This window comes from Segatella hominis (assembly GCF_019249725.2).
In the GTDB taxonomy this organism is placed as follows: Bacteria; Bacteroidota; Bacteroidia; order Bacteroidales; family Bacteroidaceae; genus Prevotella.
The window spans coordinates 1,810,845-1,827,645 of sequence record NZ_CP137559.1; the positions used below are offsets into that span (position 1 = coordinate 1,810,845).

At 41.6% G+C, this 16,801-nt stretch carries 17 protein-coding genes and 1 pseudogene; 10 read left to right on the forward strand and 8 right to left on the reverse strand.

Features of this window, described 5'->3' with window-relative positions; genetic code table 11:
* Nucleotides 1-1,191 precede the first annotated feature (1,191 nt).
* Nucleotides 1,192-1,722: pseudogene (locus tag KUA50_RS07530) on the forward strand (HU family DNA-binding protein); the annotation flags it as partial.
* Between the two features lie 310 nt (nucleotides 1,723-2,032).
* On the forward strand, nucleotides 2,033-2,137 hold the full coding sequence (locus KUA50_RS07535; protein WP_218456865.1) for a smalltalk protein: 105 nt from the start codon (nucleotides 2,033-2,035) through the stop codon (nucleotides 2,135-2,137).
* A gap of 655 nt (nucleotides 2,138-2,792) precedes the next feature.
* Here KUA50_RS07535 and KUA50_RS07540 read toward each other — a convergent pair.
* The 4 genes from KUA50_RS07540 to KUA50_RS07555 are packed head-to-tail and all read right to left on the reverse strand — an operon-like array spanning nucleotide 2,793 to nucleotide 5,418.
* Nucleotides 2,793-2,918: a hypothetical protein gene (locus KUA50_RS07540; RefSeq protein ID WP_256624246.1), complete on the reverse strand. Its 126-nt coding sequence runs from the start codon at nucleotides 2,916-2,918 to the stop codon at nucleotides 2,793-2,795.
* Nucleotides 2,919-2,931: 13 nt separating this feature from the next.
* Nucleotides 2,932-3,570: a PP2C family protein-serine/threonine phosphatase gene (locus tag KUA50_RS07545; protein ID WP_318346077.1), complete on the reverse strand. Its 639-nt coding sequence runs from the start codon at nucleotides 3,568-3,570 to the stop codon at nucleotides 2,932-2,934.
* Nucleotides 3,570-4,421: a nucleotidyl transferase AbiEii/AbiGii toxin family protein gene (locus KUA50_RS07550; protein ID WP_218456863.1), complete on the reverse strand. Its 852-nt coding sequence runs from the start codon at nucleotides 4,419-4,421 to the stop codon at nucleotides 3,570-3,572. The genes KUA50_RS07545 and KUA50_RS07550 overlap by 1 nt, the downstream gene beginning before the upstream one ends.
* The gene (locus KUA50_RS07555) at nucleotides 4,399-5,418 is read right to left on the reverse strand and encodes a type IV toxin-antitoxin system AbiEi family antitoxin (RefSeq protein ID WP_218456862.1); all 1,020 of its coding nucleotides are present in this window, start codon (nucleotides 5,416-5,418) and stop codon (nucleotides 4,399-4,401) included. Before KUA50_RS07555 ends, KUA50_RS07550 begins: the two co-directional genes overlap by 23 nt.
* Nucleotides 5,419-5,682: 264 nt before the next feature.
* Here KUA50_RS07555 and KUA50_RS07560 point away from each other — a divergent pair, with 264 nt between their 5' ends.
* From KUA50_RS07560 to KUA50_RS07575, 4 genes are all read left to right on the forward strand, one after another.
* Nucleotides 5,683-6,006, forward strand: coding sequence for a hypothetical protein (locus KUA50_RS07560; RefSeq protein WP_218456861.1), 324 nt, complete (start codon nucleotides 5,683-5,685; stop codon nucleotides 6,004-6,006).
* A gap of 2 nt (nucleotides 6,007-6,008) precedes the next feature.
* Complete coding sequence (locus KUA50_RS07565) at nucleotides 6,009-7,265, forward strand: ATP-binding protein (protein WP_218456860.1); 1,257 nt, start codon at nucleotides 6,009-6,011, stop codon at nucleotides 7,263-7,265.
* Between the two features lie 236 nt (nucleotides 7,266-7,501).
* Entirely contained in the window at nucleotides 7,502-7,672 is a 171-nt protein-coding gene (locus KUA50_RS07570; protein WP_218456859.1) for a hypothetical protein, read from the forward strand.
* Nucleotides 7,673-7,696: 24 nt separating this feature from the next.
* Entirely contained in the window at nucleotides 7,697-8,998 is a 1,302-nt protein-coding gene (locus tag KUA50_RS07575; RefSeq protein WP_218456858.1) for a fimbrillin family protein, read from the forward strand.
* A gap of 682 nt (nucleotides 8,999-9,680) precedes the next feature.
* On the opposite strand, the gene KUA50_RS07580 is transcribed toward KUA50_RS07575, so the two are convergent.
* The 4 genes from KUA50_RS07580 to KUA50_RS07595 are packed head-to-tail and all read right to left on the reverse strand — an operon-like array spanning nucleotide 9,681 to nucleotide 11,068.
* Nucleotides 9,681-10,064 (reverse strand): hypothetical protein, encoded by a 384-nt coding sequence (locus tag KUA50_RS07580; RefSeq protein WP_089544302.1) that lies wholly within the window; start codon nucleotides 10,062-10,064, stop codon nucleotides 9,681-9,683.
* Between the two features lie 55 nt (nucleotides 10,065-10,119).
* Entirely contained in the window at nucleotides 10,120-10,605 is a 486-nt protein-coding gene (locus tag KUA50_RS07585) for a DUF3990 domain-containing protein (RefSeq protein ID WP_218456857.1), read from the reverse strand.
* Nucleotides 10,599-10,823, reverse strand: a complete 225-nt coding sequence (locus KUA50_RS07590) for a DUF3791 domain-containing protein (RefSeq protein ID WP_256624245.1) — start codon at nucleotides 10,821-10,823, stop codon at nucleotides 10,599-10,601. The genes KUA50_RS07585 and KUA50_RS07590 overlap by 7 nt, the downstream gene beginning before the upstream one ends.
* The gene (locus tag KUA50_RS07595) at nucleotides 10,820-11,068 is read right to left on the reverse strand and encodes a hypothetical protein (protein ID WP_256624244.1); all 249 of its coding nucleotides are present in this window, start codon (nucleotides 11,066-11,068) and stop codon (nucleotides 10,820-10,822) included. Before KUA50_RS07595 ends, KUA50_RS07590 begins: the two co-directional genes overlap by 4 nt.
* A 141-nt stretch (nucleotides 11,069-11,209) precedes the next feature.
* On the opposite strand from KUA50_RS07595, the gene KUA50_RS07600 reads away from it, so the two are divergent.
* The 4 genes from KUA50_RS07600 to KUA50_RS07615 all read left to right on the forward strand — a co-directional run bounded on the left by KUA50_RS07600 (nucleotide 11,210) and on the right by KUA50_RS07615 (nucleotide 16,628).
* Nucleotides 11,210-12,508 carry an NCS2 family permease gene (locus KUA50_RS07600; RefSeq protein WP_218456856.1) on the forward strand — a complete coding sequence of 433 codons (1,299 nt, stop codon included), beginning with the start codon at nucleotides 11,210-11,212 and terminating at the stop codon, nucleotides 12,506-12,508.
* A 287-nt stretch (nucleotides 12,509-12,795) separates the two neighbouring features.
* Entirely contained in the window at nucleotides 12,796-13,572 is a 777-nt protein-coding gene (locus KUA50_RS07605) for a leucine-rich repeat domain-containing protein (protein ID WP_218456855.1), read from the forward strand.
* 65 nt (nucleotides 13,573-13,637) lie between these two features.
* Nucleotides 13,638-15,728: an RNA degradosome polyphosphate kinase gene (locus tag KUA50_RS07610; RefSeq protein WP_218456854.1), complete on the forward strand. Its 2,091-nt coding sequence runs from the start codon at nucleotides 13,638-13,640 to the stop codon at nucleotides 15,726-15,728.
* A 12-nt stretch (nucleotides 15,729-15,740) separates the two neighbouring features.
* The gene (locus KUA50_RS07615; RefSeq protein WP_218456853.1) at nucleotides 15,741-16,628 is read left to right on the forward strand and encodes a Ppx/GppA family phosphatase; all 888 of its coding nucleotides are present in this window, start codon (nucleotides 15,741-15,743) and stop codon (nucleotides 16,626-16,628) included.
* Nucleotides 16,629-16,801 lie beyond the last annotated feature (173 nt).

Below are 16,801 nucleotides of genomic sequence, written 5' to 3' on the forward strand. Positions count from 1 at the left end.
ATATTTATTTTTGTTCGACAATTTTACTATACATCACGATTTCGCTCCTGAAAACCTATATATTTGAGCTTAAAAATAAGGGGTTTTAGTGAAAAAATCCGCAGTTTTGAGCTCTTAAGTGAAAGAATAAGCCGAAAAACGCTCCATAAATAGGGATTTCTTATCATAGTATAAATACACAATAATTGTTCCCTCTCTAATTTACGTATTACTGCCTATGGTTGATTCAACTCCCATGAGTTAGGATTTATAAGTCACTCATAATAAAGTACTTAACTCCGCCACTTGGGGGGGTAATTCTAATTCACTCTATATGTTATCAGCATCTAAAATGTTCCGTATTTCATATCTTTTGGCAAAGATAATAAATCTTTTATATAATATCGAATTTTATTATTTTTTTTAACGTAAAAGCAGAAAATAGCTATTTTGGGGGTATAAGAAGTCCAATTTTGATGGCAAAACATCCATTTTAGAGACAAGAAAAAGGCCTCAATTTGCAGTTTTGGGCTGAATATTTTACAGAATTGAATAGAGAAGACTATAGAGACAGATGCTGATTGTTAGTATATTTTATCTTTATTGCACTTATAAATGTGTCGCGAGCAAAATAGATTAGACTACATAACTTATTGATAGTCAACAACATAAACAATCATAACAATTAAAAATGATTCTCCTATTAAGTAGCATTCTGGTCAAAAAGGTCAATGTCATAGTTGGTCAATTTATAAGAAGTATTGGTCATTTTTTCTATAGTATAATATAAATATATATTTATATTATACTATAGGCTTTTTGACCCATCCCCCGAAGGATTTTGACCAACAATGACATTGACCTTTATGACCGCTTTTCTAAAATTCTGAACCGCTTCCTTCATTTTCTTCCAATTCTATCAAAATGCAGCAATTGATTTCCGAAATATCGTTGTAAAGCACTATCTGTCAGACACTTACAGACACCCCTAAAAAATCTGTAGCGGAAAAATTTGTTTTCAACTCCAAATTGTTGTACCTTTGCACCAGCAATCGAAAGAAAGCTTCTCTTGTACCGAAAGTCGGTCTTTACAGACGACACATTTAAGTCTCGATTGATGTAAGGCGCCGGACATCAATGACGACCAAAATAAGGGCAAGAAACGGGGCTTCTGGGGAATTGAAATATCAACCATCAAAACACACACAAAGTATGATTAACTACAGCATTACCATGCGCTCAGTGAACAGTAACCTCCTTGAAATCAATCAGGCTAAATCACGTATCAACCAGGCAAAGCGAGAGGGTAAGACCCCCGACCAGGCCGACCTCAACCTGGTGAAGACCGAGAAGAAGAATGCCTTCGCCGTATCTCAGTATTCTGATGTGATGACTATCGAGAAGTTTGCCAAGCACATCTCCAGCCACGGCAGCGTCTATTCTCGCGCAGACATCTCTGCCATCCTCTACATGACCGTAGATTGCATGAGAGAGCAGCTCCTCGAAGGCAAGAAAATCCGCCTCGGCGATCTCGGTGATTTCTCCATCCTCCTCTCATCCAAGGGCGCTGAGGATGCAGACAAGTTCTCCGCTCAGAACATCACTGACGTGAAGGTTCAGTGGGAGCCAGGCGCTGAGTTCAAGAACCTCATTGCCGATGCAGAGTTCAACCTCGTAGCCAGCCGCAGCGCTCAGGCTGCAGTCATCAAGGCCATCAAGGAGGGCAAAGCCAACGTGGACATCAACACTCCAACTACTCCTGGCGACGGTTCTGATGGCGGTGGCTCTAACCCAAACGGCGGCACTCCTGCAGGAGGTAACACCGAGCAGAGCGGCGGCACCAGCCAAGGCACCGGTTCCAACCCAAGCGGCGACAATAAGGGCGACACTGGACAGGACGGCGATGGAGACTACGAATTGAAGTAACCTCTCCCCCGCCAGAGTGAAGCTGGCGGGGCGCCCCTACCCTCCCGAAGTCCTAACAGACCAAGGGAAAATTAACCTCATGTGAAACACACAAAATATTTAGTTTAACCTTTAAAATTGAATCAAAATGAGTAAAATAAAAGCAGACACTTGGAAGACCATTCTTCAAATCGCCATCAGTTTCTTAACGGCAATTGCCACTTCTTTGGGCATGTCAAGTTGTATGGGATAGGATTGATAATCCGTTCTTAAACGAACTCTTTGTATTTTTCATTAGAACTTTTAAGTTAGGGAGGGTGTGTCATAAGTCTGTGACGCACCCTTTTTTCTTATCATCTGACAGGAAACCCTATCTTGTTACACACATAACAAAGCGAGAAAAATGATGATATATAAATTATTGTCACAAAAACAACATATCCGATAGCAAAACGTCATTTTCAAGGCTAAAAACAAGTGGTTGACCCATATCAAGAAAAACATATTGCAATGATATTTCTCGGCAAAAGATGCCGTTATTCGATAAAAAAGTGTTAACTTTGCACTCGTATTTAAGAAATAACAAATAATAAATTTTAAAAAGGTTAATAATTATGATGACTATTTTTACAATGGCTTTCGCCGCAGTTATGTTTTCAGGTATGGTTCTTTGCATGGGCATGTTCTTGAAACACGTTGTAAACTCAATTCCAGAAATGACTAACATGAGCCATTCTGTCAGCTTGAGCAAGTAAGAATAGAACAATTATATATACATGAATCACTTTAGAAATAGAGAGAGATTTATATAAAGATGAGGGTGTGTCATAAGTCTGTGACGCACCCTTTTTTTTCGTTACACTAAGATAAGTGAATTCTTCGACATGGCAAACCCTGGGTGAGGTTTTTTAGCCTTTATCTGCAAACAGCTTACCATACAGATGTTTGGGCATGACCTTTCCCCGAGAATGACTCGTTTGACTTGTATTCACCACAAATCTTACAGTATGTCCTTTATGCTTCTTCTTTGCCATATCTCTTATCTTATCAAGGGTTATGCAACTGTATGAGAATGCAGGATGCATCATCTTCCAAGTATTCTATACGACTTGGCAATTTGCTTTCTACTATAACAGAATCTATGCAATCCTTGGATTGATAAAATCCATCTGTACATAAAAACAACAAGTCCATGTCTGATATTTTCGTTTCTTGAATGGATATAGGGTTGCGGAAACCTCTTCCATTTACACAACGAGTCAGAAAAGTACAATTATCACCTTCCTTCTGGTGGTCTTCAGTAAGTTGATGTATATCTTTTTCTTTTTTGTAATATAGACGGACATTTCCTTGCCATGCGTAATAGGCAGTATCATCTTTTATGTATAAGACGGTAACTGCTGCTCCCATTTTGCAACAAAGAGCCTTGCATTTATCTGCAACTGCAATGTCTGCTTGTTCAAAAGCCTTTGCTAACAGCTCTCTTATATCCACAGAATCATGTTCTGCCAATATTTTATAAATGCTTTGTGCAACAGTGGCTGCTGCGATCTCACCATATTGTAAGCCACCCATACCATCGGCAAGGATAGCGATGCAACTCCCATCTTGTAATTGTTTGCACAAGATAAAATCTTGGTTTGTATCACATAAGCCTTTTTGACTACAATATTTTATATCTATCATTATAAATTCCTTTCTTCTGTAGCAGAGCGAAACACTTCTGAAATGACTTGCCATGTTCTCCTTACTTGGTCATAATTCAAACCCGATTGTGAATTGAGAGTTTGGCTTATCAAATAGCTTCTCTCTTCCAACTGCAATTCCTCATCAATTTTGTCCGCATAATATGTAAGTTGGTCTCGGTTCAATAACTTTGCCAAATCGTTTGCCAGCCAATAGCCACCAGCCACATATTCGTCAAAATCTTCCCAATCATACACTTCCATATATGCTTCTCGATTCAAGTTTGCCATAAGGTAGTTATCCAATATGAACGTCATATCCTCTGCATCCTTGTTTGTGGTTAGATGTCTGTCCATCCAAGCATTGAACTTCAGCAAGAATAATCCATGCAAAGAAGCTATCTTTACGGTGAATTTGTCATCAATACTAACCGTTATCGCATCAGAAAGCACTTCGTCAAACCCTTTTACGGACATGGCAACCGTTTCTTCGGGTGGCCAATAGATGTTGTCATCTTCCTTGGCGACATATCCATACGGAACAACATCTATCTCATAGTCACCATAATAGAAGCGTTGGTGTTTTGCCTTGTCCTTTTCAAATCCATCCGCAATTAAACTGTTCTTGATTTTGTCAAATTCCTGCCAATTAGGAACAGCTATTGCCAAATCCAAGTCTCTTGTCTTTCTACGTGATGACGTGTCCAGCATCTGCTGCATGATTATATCTCTGGCGGTGGCTCCTATGATAAAGAAGTCATGATCCATTTTACGGAAGCTATCTGTAAGTTTCTCCAACAAATCCATAAGGAATGGATTGTTTATCTTTTCACTTGAGATCTCTAAGTTCATTCTTTAATATGCGTTGCGCAGCCTCCAAGCAGCGACTGTTGCCACTACCCATCAAGTCTGCATAGATTAATATAGCAGGAACAGTTCTGTTGTCTGTTTCCCAATTCCAAAATTTGTTGTACAGATGAATTTCCCCATTTGCATCTTGCTTGACGACACCTGTTCGTATAAGATGTGCTGCAGGTATTTCCGTGTATATGTCGAAAAGTCCTGGTTGTAAGTAGCCATCCGTCAAGTTTGCGGCAGGCTCTCCTCCCCATGACATGCCCTTTGGTAATGCAATGTTTTTCCACTCATTTCTATTCTCTTCTGTTCTAAATGCCATTGTGCCTACCAACAATTTGGGTTTCAATACTTCATTGTAATTGTTTACCCATAAGTCAAGTAGTTGTTTTTTGTCTTTTATTATGCGACCGTTTTTAGTGTCACAAACAAAGCCACGTCTTGCAAGTTCATCCAAGACGTTTTTCACGCTTCCCAAAGATACACCAATTTGCTCTTTTATCTCTCGATAAGGCTTCTTTATATTGTCTGCATTTTGCAACAGATAAAACACGATTTTCAATCCTGCATCTTGAAACACAGGATAGGTTTTCACCTTGGACTCTGTATTTTTCCTTCCTTGATTAAATATTTGGAAAATCAAGTTTCCTGCCTTTGTATATCTGACAAGGCAGTTTCCTGCACAGTCCAGATAGTTGATACCTCTATTTGCCAATTCTGTTGATACCTGTGGCGTGACATATTGCGTAACAAGCAAGATTTGCTGCTTGTCATTGTTCATAGTTTGCATAGTCGCTAATGTCGGATTTAATGTGGCCTTGGTTATGTTTTCCCTTACATGACACACAAAATCTACATTCATGATCTTAACAGTGACATCATTTTCATTGGTACAATTTACTTTGACGGCTGTTGTTGACACAACATCCCCCACAGGAAGGCTTGCTCTAAGAGCATCCAATGCTTGGTTTATTATGATATTGTTTGCCATCATTTTATATTATTTGTTCAATATATCAGTTGTGTTCAATTTGATTGAACATTGCAAAGATAATGAACAAAACTTAAACAAACGAACTTTTTGTTCAATATTTCATCTTATTCAATACTATTTAACATAGTGCGAAGATTGAACAGGGATGTCTTCTATGAAAGATGATGCATATATATAATAATGTGATGACTTGTATCTTATGGCGTAAAATATTAGGTTTATTTATACTTTGATATATGTCACGCAATCGTAAGAAAGGCTTCCTTGCATCATATAAGTTGCGGCTTTGCTATCATCCATCTCACCCTTGCCGATTCGCAAGGCGAGGTATGTGATGAGGCAGAGGCTATCTATTACACCTTCGGATCTGGGAAGGCGCAGGAAATGAGGGTCAGTGGATGCAAGGTAGAAGGTGAATATAAGGTGAATTTCGAGAAATGCTCATTCGAAATGAGTGGTTTTGCTTCGAATTACTCATTCCGAATGAGCAAAAATAGCAGAAATTACTCATTCAGAATGAGCAAAAAGAAGGATTCTCTTGGAATTTATCATAAAAAATCGTATCTTTGCAGGCGATTAAATATTTGAACATGAAAGAGTTATTGAAGAAAATTATATTTGAGCAGCAGGAATACGGCAAGAATATAGCGCAAGATACGGTTCCGAGAACTATTGAGGAAGAGTGGCTTACCACAACGGAGATACTAATTATTACTGGTATAAGACGTTGTGGAAAGTCTGTTTTGCTCCAGCAAATACGTAACAAGTTGCCGGAGCAAGACTTCTTTTTCAATTTTGATGATGAGCGACTTGTCAACTTTACTGTGGCAGATTTCCAAACATTGCAAGAATGTTTCTTCGAACTCTTTGGTGAGCAGCATACCTATTATTTTGATGAGATACAGAATGTGAAGGGCTGGGAGACCTTTGTGCGCCGTCTCTACAACGAAGGCAATAAGGTGATTGTAACTGGATCAAATGCCCGAATGCTGAGCAGAGAGCTTGGCACTCATCTCACGGGGCGTTATATCGCAGTAGAGATTTTCCCTTTTTCCTTTCAAGAATACTTGCAGTTGGCAAAGGTGCAGCTGGAAGCCAAGGACTTTTATCTAACCAGCAAGTGTGCCATCCTCTTGGGGCATTTTAAGGAGTATTTGGAGAAAGGTGGATTTCCTAAGTATCTCCAGTCGCCATCCACCCGTTACCTTTCTTCACTCTACGATAGCATCATCTTCCGTGATGTGATGGCTCGTAATGGGTTGACCAATGATAAGGAGATGCAGGAACTCATCTTTTTTATTGCCAGCAATGCCACGAAGCGCATTACCTATACCTCATTAGGTAAGATAGTGGGCATTCGTCATTCCGAAACCGTCAAAAACTATTTGGAGTACATCGAGCAAACCTATATGATATTCCAGCTCATGAAGTATTCGCCATCGGTAAAGGTGCAGATGCTGAACCCGAAGAAGATTTACTTCATCGACAATGCCATCGTGAGTCGCATCGGATTCAATGCCACAGACAATATGGGAGTGAAGTTGGAAAACATCGTGTTCATCGAGTTAAAGCGTCGTGGGTATGATGTTTTCTATCATGCCGATAAGAAGGAGTGCGACTTTGTGGTGAGGGAGGGCATGAGAATCAAGGAGGCTTATCAAGTAACGATAGCCATGAATGATGAGAAAACTCGCAAGCGCGAAATCGAGGGACTGATGGAAGCCATGAATGCTTATGGCTTGGCTGAGGGATATATTCTTACGATGGAGGAGAAGGAAGAACTTGAGATAGATGGCAAGCAGGTTCATGTTCTTCCTACGTGGAAATGGATGTTGAGAGAGAAGTAGAATAGGTGACAAAAATCCTCAACTTGCACAACGAAATAGCCTCAACTTGCACAACAGAATTACCTCAATCTGCACAATAAAAGCGCTATAACTTGTACAATTATAATGAAATTATAACACTATTTAATATTTGTAATTTTTACAATCCATATTTTTTTAGTATCTTTGCACTTTCAAATAAGAAAAAGGTATTAGTTTTATTTTAAACGGACAACAATTATGGAAAAAGAATTTACATGAAACCTCTCTTGAAGAGTTTTCTCATTGAGCCTATGGATTTTCTCGCTGCAAGTCCTAATCATAATCCAAGCGAATCTGCAAAAAGCTCTATCAGCTTCAGCGATGACGTGACAAGTGGTGATAATGATGCAACGAGTCCTTGGGGAGAGGTTGGTTACATTCGTTAAATCAGGAATTAAAAAGAGAAAGAGATGAGAGTAAAATTGTATTCAGTTATTATGTTGGCTGTTGTTACTTTCACAGCATGCAGCAATGACGAAATGAGTGAAACTCAAACACAGAAGGGCTTGACCCTCAGTGCTTCTGTCGAGAATTTAAGCACGCGTGCCTCCATGACAGATGAAAGCGGTACATGGAAGTTTGCATTTGAGACCAATGATCAGGTTTCTGTAAGCAACAGTAAGATAACAGAAGACTATACGTTCCAAAAGACTGGCGAGCAGTTTACCTGTGCAAATGCCATGGCTACTAACGAGGCTGCCGACTGGTATGCTTATTTTCCAAGCAACAATGTGGACCTGACCGGACAAACTGGCACATTAAATGGCGTAGCCAACTATTTGGCTGCTGCTGGAAAGACGACGCAAGCTACAACCGGCAAAGATGGACTTGCGATAACATTGAGTGCCAAGGTAGCCGTGCTGCGCATTGTGGAAGCGGATAAGGTAGGTGCATTAGATATTTGCGTGAAAAATACTGCTGATGGCAAATGGGTGACTGGTCTTTCTGCCCAGAAGAATGAGACTAAGTTCAATGTTAAGACAAGCGACACCCAGACTACCCTGTTTTCCCAACAGAATGTAAAGGCTGGCGATTTCAGCTATGTGGTTGTGCCTGCTGGCATGGGAATCGAGGTATGGAATGGCGGCGTGCTCATCAGCAAAACAACGACCGGTCTTGCAGCAGGCAAGTACTACACCATTACTTCTGTGCCTACCAAAGGGCAAAGCCATGCCACTATTAATGGCAAAGACGAATTGGTGGGTTGGGTACAGTTGTGGCCAGGTGGTCCAAGATTTGCCACCCAGAACGTGGATAAAGAAATGGACTGGCATGAGGCTGCAAAGACAGGCAAGGATTTCGCATGGGGAGAGAACTGGCGTACTCCTAATGCATATGAAATTACTGAAGTGGTAAAAGATTCAGATGGAAAAACTTTATTTGGAGGACTTTTGTATGACTTTGGTAATTTAAAAGCCGCAGAGGGTTCGCCTTCTGTTAAGATAGAGAAAAGCATCATCAATAATATAAAGGATGATATCGTTATATTCACCGGTGTGTATGCTGGATATACTAAGACCCAGCTGACTCTTTATAATAAAGATAATGGGGGTTATAGTGTTTTTGATTTCTGGACTTCTTCTGAAGGAAATGACGACAAGGGCTCCATTTTTCGTATCATGACTCAAGATGGCGTGATTGTTTTTTTTGGTATCGACCCAATGCAACATAAAGACAGAAAATATTGGGTTCGTCCTGTACTTGCCAAGTAATTGATTTCACCCAACTCCTGTCCATGCAAGCCTTTTCCTTGACAGGGGTTGGGTGTTTTTTCTTTCGTTTTATTCCCTATGAAAGATAAAACGAATTTTGAAGCCAATCAGGCAATGATGATTACTTTCTCTTTGGGAGCTTATTTTTAACTACATTGAACGTTAGCCCTAAGGAATTCCGGTCATTTGGTCAAAGTCATTTCCGGTCAAAATCATTTCTGGTATTATAAAGAAAGGTTATTATCCCTCAACTTATAAAACAAAACAAATGGTTCGCTATAAGAGCTTTTCATTACCGCCACATAACATCTTCTATACAATAGCATACACCTATTTTCTGATAAAATTACGCTAAAATCAGCCGAATAGCTAAAAATGAACTATTTATGAGTTTTTCACCTCAACAGAGGTAATGATTTAGCAACAGTTCTAAATTCTGCAATCTGCATACGTTTGCTGCCTAACAACTCTTTTCGGCTGCAAAAATACAAAAAAATAATGAATCTAAGAATTTTATTAAACAAAAAATATCAAACAGAGAAATATGTTGCAAAAAGCACTGTCTTACTAGTGGTCTGTAAAGTCTAAAAGTTGAGTAAAACGTCGTTCGTCACATACTGATGATTGATGAAATATCACACGTGCCTTACTAAACTTTTAGACTTTACAATCTACTAGTTGTTTATTTTGCGAAATACGTATTTACAACATTTGTTGTTGTATTTTGCAATTTTAGCAACTTGTCGGTAAATTCTAAAACTTTAAACTTAACAGAGAAAGTTTTTGTACCCTTTCCTTCTGATGGAAAAATAACATAAAATGTTTCTACGTTTTCCTGCTGTATTAAGTATGGCTTCTCTATAGTATGAGTCTGTCCATTAAAGGAGAAACTAGTTGTGTATGTCGTATCTTTGAATATAAGACTCGAAGTATAAGACTTTCCTTTTGGCAATTGCAACTCCCATTTTTTACCTTTTAAGCTGTCGATTTTAAATGATTGTGCATGAACTAATTGCCCATTTAGGAACAATAGAGAAATAAAAAAATATTTAAAAATCAACTTCATATTTATTTAATTACTTTATACCTGTTAATACTATATTATAATCTATTAAAAGAGATTATTCATCTATCAGCTGGAGATAACTAATAGCTTTTTCCGTACCGAAAAAATACTGGCGATTCAACTTTTTGTAGGTCAACTCTTTTACAAGTTGTTCTAAATTCATCCCCCCATTCAAATATCTTTCCAGTTGAAAAGCAACACCATCATCAGCTACGGGGCCTACCACCACATCATAGCCATGAACAAATTTATCATTATCTCTTTTACGATTAGCAATAATAAATTTCGCCCATTCTATTGAAGGACTATCGAAAGCCAATACTTTCAAACTTCCATCAGTCAAAAGTTTCTCATCAAACAAGAACTTTGTCACGACAGGAGAACCAGAACCAATTATACGAGCTCGCTTGATGGCCATATCCATTGCCTGTGGAAAAATATCGGTCAGATAAAAGCCTTGACCAAAATCCTTATAAGGCTTACACTTAGTAAAGTCAATCTTGTCTATGAACAAATTGGACCCATGATATAATTCTAACATACTAAACCTCCTCCATACCTATGACAAATAACTGCCAAATCATCCACTGCATCATCTAATGAAAGAAGATGCTCTGCCCCATAACATTCATACAAGAATTCCAATCCCTTATATCTTTTAAGATAAGCATAGGATTGCTTCAAGGATAAGCCAAAACGCTGCGCAAATTGGCTCACACAATATATAATATAATAAGTTTTATTCTCTAATTCCATCATTCTCCAACTATTTTTCCATATTTCAGTTCGTCCTTCAACAACTCATAGTTATATCCGGAGCTCTCATAATATAACCCTGTTTCCAAATCCTGAAGTCTTTCAAATAACTCCGAATTATAAACACAATCTAATGCCTCTTCAAGAGAATACTTGAAGTCTTCCATCAACCACATTGCCATATCTTTGATACGGGCATTTATCATGATGCTTATCTGACCGGCAGTAAGCTTTGTTTGTACTTCCATAACTATATACTTTTTCTTTTGTGGGCAAATTTACTAAAAACAAATGAGTTTTCTCCATTTTCCTCAATAATTTTATACGAATTTCAGTTTTTATTTGTAATTTCGCAGCAAATTTCTAAACACATATTAATTTTAAACAACATGTTGCAAAAGTTATTCGGTTTTGACCCTACTCAAAACAAACTGAAAACGGAGGTGGCTGCGGGTATCACCACCTTCCTCACCATGGCCTATATCCTGGCCGTTAATCCTAACATCTTCAGTCATCTCGCCGCTCAGGGCATGGATACACACGCTGTGTTCACTGCCACCGTACTGGCTGCCATCGTGGGTACACTCGTGATGGCTGTCTATGCCAAGAAACCTTTCGGACTGGCTCCTGGTATGGGTCTGAACGCCTTCTTCGTATTCACGGTCTGCCTCACTATGGGCTATTCCTGGCAGATGGCGCTCACGGCTGTTCTCATCGAAGGTTTCATCTTCATCATCCTCTCCGCTACCGGTATCCGCTCGATGATGGTGGATGCTATTCCGGCTTCCCTGAAACGTGCCATCGGTGCTGGTATCGGCCTCTTCATCGCCTTCATCGGTCTGAAGAATGCAGGTATCGTGGCTGCCAATGAGGCAACTTTCGTCACCATCGGTAAGATCACCGAAGGCTCTGCCCTGCTCGGCGTTATCGGCATCATCCTGACCAGCGTGCTCGTCATCAAGAAAGTGCCTGGCAACCTGCTCATCGGTATTCTCGCTACTACGCTCATCGGCATTCCTATGGGCATCACGGAAATACACGGACTGGTAGATGTGCCACCTTCGGTTTCGCCTATCTTCTGCCAGTTTGATTTCTCCAACGTCTTCTCCATCGATATGGTGATCATCGTCTTCACCTTCCTCTTCATCGACATGTTTGATACGATGGGAACGCTCGTGGGCGTCTGCACCAAAGCGGGCATGATGAAACCGGACGGAAGAATTCATGGACTCAACAAGGCGTTCATGGCGGATGCCGTGGCTACCGTGGCTGGTGCCTGCTTCGGAACAAGTACTACTACCACCTATGTGGAGAGTGCTTCGGGTGTTGCCCAGGGCGGTCGTACGGGTCTTACTGCCTTCATTACTGCCATGTGCTTCTTAGTGGCCCTGTTCTTCGCACCACTGTTCCTGTCAGTTCCTTCTGCAGCAACTACTCCAGTGCTCGTCATCGTGGGTCTGTATATGATGTCGCCTATCAAGGACATCGACCTGAACGATTATGCTGAGTCTATCCCTGCTTTCATCACCATCATCATGATGCCGCTCACCTACAGTATTTCTGATGGTATTCTCTGCGGTATGATCAGCTATGTGGCCATCAATGCCTGCTGCGGAAACATCAAGAAGCTGAGCATCACTATGTGGGTATTGGCAATCCTCTTCGTGCTGAAATATATCTTCATCTAAACAGAGATGAAAATACGGTTTAGATAATAATCCTAACTATATAATGAACAGATCCGGTTGGAACTCATGGGGTTCTAACCGGATTTTTTTATCCCCATCCCTCTCTGTAATGTATCTGAAATATATCTGTAACATACAATACTACCTTGTAACATAATCGTCACAAACACGTAATGCGCTTTGCGCCCCTGCTTTCAAAATATCATCGTACCTTTGCACTCGAAAAGAAATACATGTTTCCTGCTTGTTGGAGCAAGAGAAGACATTCATATTAACATTATAAACAAATGAAAGAGAACAAGAAAGCAATTCTGGAGATTCTCAAGAAAAAGAGTTCCAAGAAAGAAGGTAAGAAGGATGATAAGTTTGAAAGCTTAGTGCTCAACCTCGCCCTTCAGAAAATTGACAGTGATGACTTTGACTATGATGGAGAGGCTGTTTATTCTACAGACAAGAAGCGCCTCATCTATTGCATGAGTAAAGAACCCACTTTCACCATTCCTGAGGGTGTGACCGTCATTGGCGAAATGGCTTTCCGTGGCAAGAAACAACTCAAGAATGTCATCATAGCCAACTCCGTGAAAGAAATAGAGCACGATGCTTTCTATGATTGTGATGAATTGGATAACGTTTATATCCCTGCCGGTGTAAAGGAAGTAAGGGGATATGCTTTTGCTGAATGCGACAAACTCAAGAAGATTACTTTTGCTGGCGTTCCTGCCAAACTGAGCCGTCATACTTTTGATGACTGCGATCTTCTTCACGATATCATTGTACCTGCTGGTGCCAGCAAAGCTTTCCGCAAGGCTCTCCACTTTATTGACGGAGATACTGATTTCCTCGTTATTGAAGTTGCCGGAAAGAAAGATGATGCCAAAGCGCAAAACGATAAAAAGGAAAACGTAAAGGCTGAGGACAAGAAAGAGTCCAAAAAGACCGAGGAAAAGAAATCTGAGGTAAAGAAAGATTCTAAGAAAGCTGAGGAAAAGAAATCTGAGGTAAAAAAAGAACTGAAGCCTGCTGACAAAAACAAGAAGGAAGAGAAAAAGAAGGCTAAAGCATAACATTTCTCTCACTAACTTGATTATCACACATAGTCTCATAAAATTTTATATCGACTTAGAAGATTATGACCAAAGAAGAAATAATTAAAAAAGCATACGTAGAACGCGATGTGAGCTGGATGTACTTCAACCATCGCATTCTGCAGGAAGCCAAGAAGGAATTTGTTCCATTGCTCGAACGGCTCTCCTTCCTCGGCATTTATTCCAACAACCTCGATGAGTTTTTCCGTGTGCGTGTGGCTTCGCTCAACCGCATGATTGACCGCAACCTCACCAAGGATATGGAAGCACAAATTAAGAAGTCTCTCAAAACCATCAATAAGCTCAATGAATCTTACTCGAAAGAATACACTGAAGCGGTGGATCAGGTTTTCCGCGAACTTGAAGTTCACAAGGTTCGCCTTGTCACCGAAACCAATCTCAACGATGAGCAGAAGAACTTCCTCACACAGTTCTTCTACGACAAGCTCAACGGTTCTGTCAATCCTATCTGGCTCAACGAGATAGACGACCTCTCTACCCTGGAGGACAACCGCATCTACCTCGCCATCGAAAAGACCGAAATGGAAAATAATGACGAGGATGAAAAGGGCAAGAAAAAGAAAGACGACAAGAAGGGCAAGAAGAAATATGCTGTGGTGAAGGTGCCTGACCGTGTGTATGGCCGCTGGGTGAAGATTCCTTCAAGCGACGGATTCGACAACATCATGTATCTGGACGACGTGATCCGCTACTGTCTGCCTTTAGTTTTCCTCGGATTCAAGGAGAGTTCTTACCGTGCTTATTCCTTCAAGTTTACCAAGGATGCGGAAATGGAGATGGACAATGATGCTGACTTCGGTACGATGGAGAAGATTGCCTTGGGTGTAAACAGCCGTAAGAAGGGCGAAGCGGTGCGCGTCATCTACGACCGCGAAATGCCTAAGGACTTGCAGAAGAAACTGCGCGAACGGCTGAACACCAAGGAGCTGGATGCTTCGCTTGCGGGCGGAAGATACCAGAACCACAAGGACCTGATGTCTTTCCCTGACTGCGGACACAAGGAACTGAAATATGCGAAGTGGACGCCTATCATGAAACCGGAGTTCCTCTCCAACGAGAGCATTCTCGACCAGATCCGTCAGAAAGACCGTTATATCCACGTGCCTTACCACAGTTTCAACGGCTACATCCGTGTGCTGCGCGAGGCTGCCGTCAAGCCTGAGGTGAAAGCCATCAAGACTACACTCTACCGTCTGGCCAAGGACTCCAAGGTGGTGAAGGCCCTGATTACTGCGGCACGCAACGGCAAGAAGGTAACTGCAGTAGTAGAGCTCCTGGCTCGCTTCGACGAGGAGAGCAACATCAAGTGGAGCAAGCGCATGCAGGAGGAAGGCGTCAACGTCATCTTCGGTGTGGAGGGATTGAAGATTCACTCCAAACTGCTCTATATCGAATCCAAGAAGGGCAATATCGCCTGCATCGGAACGGGTAACTTCCACGAGGGAAATGCCAGGATCTATACTGACTATCTGCTGATGACGGCACGTCCGAAAATCGTGAATGAGGTGGCTAAGGTGTTCGACTTCATCGACCGTCCTTTCTCGCCTTTCCGTTTCAACGAACTGCTCGTTTCTCCTAACTCCATGAAGAGCCGCATCCTCAGAATGCTGGATACGGAAATCAAGAATGCCAACGAGGGCAAGGAGGCCTGGGTGAAGATGAAAATCAACCACATCACCGATACCGACATGGTGACTAAGCTCTATCAGGCTTCCAAGGCTGGAGTGAAGATAGACATCGTGATACGTGGCAACTGTTCGCTCGTGCCGGGCATTGCCAACCTCAGCGAGAACATTCACTGCGTGGGCATCATCGACAGATACCTGGAGCACAGCCGTATCCTCATCTTCGCTAATGGCGGCAAACCAAGATATTTCATCGGTTCTGCCGACTGGATGCCGAGAAATCTCCTCAACCGCATCGAGGTGCTCACCCCAGTATATGACGAGGATATGCAGGCAGACCTGCTCCGCACCGTATCATACGGCATGAGAGATACCGCAAACGGCCGCATAGTAGATGGAAAGGGAAACAACGAGTTCATAGAAGGACCTGCATTCAGAAGCCAGGAGGAATTGTATAAAGCCTATCAGGAGGAATTAAAAGAACCATAAAAAGTAATTGTAATGACAACATTAGCAGCTATCGATATTGGTTCCAACGGAGCCAGACTACTCATCAAGCGATTTGATCCGGAAGCACCACGCGAGGAAGACCGCATCAAGAAAATCATGTTCATCCGCATTCCGCTGCGCCTGGGTAAGGATGTGTTTACCCTCGGCAAGGTTTCCAAGGAAAGGGAGAAGATGATGCTCCACATGATGAAGGGATTCAAGCAATTCATGAAACTCAACGATGTGGATGCCTTCCGTGCCTGTGCCACTTCTGCCATGCGAGATGCTGAAAACGGCAAGAAGTTGCTGAAGAAAATAGAAAAGCAGACCGGCATCAAACTCGAGATTATCAAAGGACAGGAGGAGGCGCAAATGCTCTACAACAACCTGGTGGAGAAGACCGACTCTAATGAGGGAAACTTCGCCTATATCGACGTGGGCGGTGGAAGCACCGAGGTTTCCATCATCCACGACGGAACGCTGGCTGAAAGTTTCTCCTACAACATGGGTACGCTGAGAATGCTGAGTGGGAAGGTGACGGCTGATACAGAAAAACTGTTTAAGGAAAACCTCTGCAGATATGCCAAGGAATATGGCAATATCCGCATCATCGGTTCTGGTGGAAACATCAACAAGCTCAACAAGTTGGCCCGCCACAACAAGACGAACGGCAAGGAACTGTCCCTCAGCGAACTGAAGCGTCTCTACCAGATGATGCAGCCGCTGAGCATCGAGGAACGTGAGATTTCCTTCTCGCTGAAGGAAGACCGTGCCGATGTCATCATTCCTGCTGCCGAAATCTTCATCCGGGCATGCGAGTATCTGGAATGCGACACCATCATGGTGCCGAACATCTCACTTGCCGACAGTATCGTGGATGGGCTATATGAAGGTCACTAAAAAGCGAGGATTACACAGAGAAATTGGTGTAATCCTCGCTTTTTCTATGATGAGACGGTGCCTGAAAAAGCAATAGAAATACATTTTAACCGGATTGTAATATCTGTTTAAATCGCCTGTAATATCCCCATAGTACCTTTGCACCCGGAAAACCAGAGGCGGAATGCCTCAGG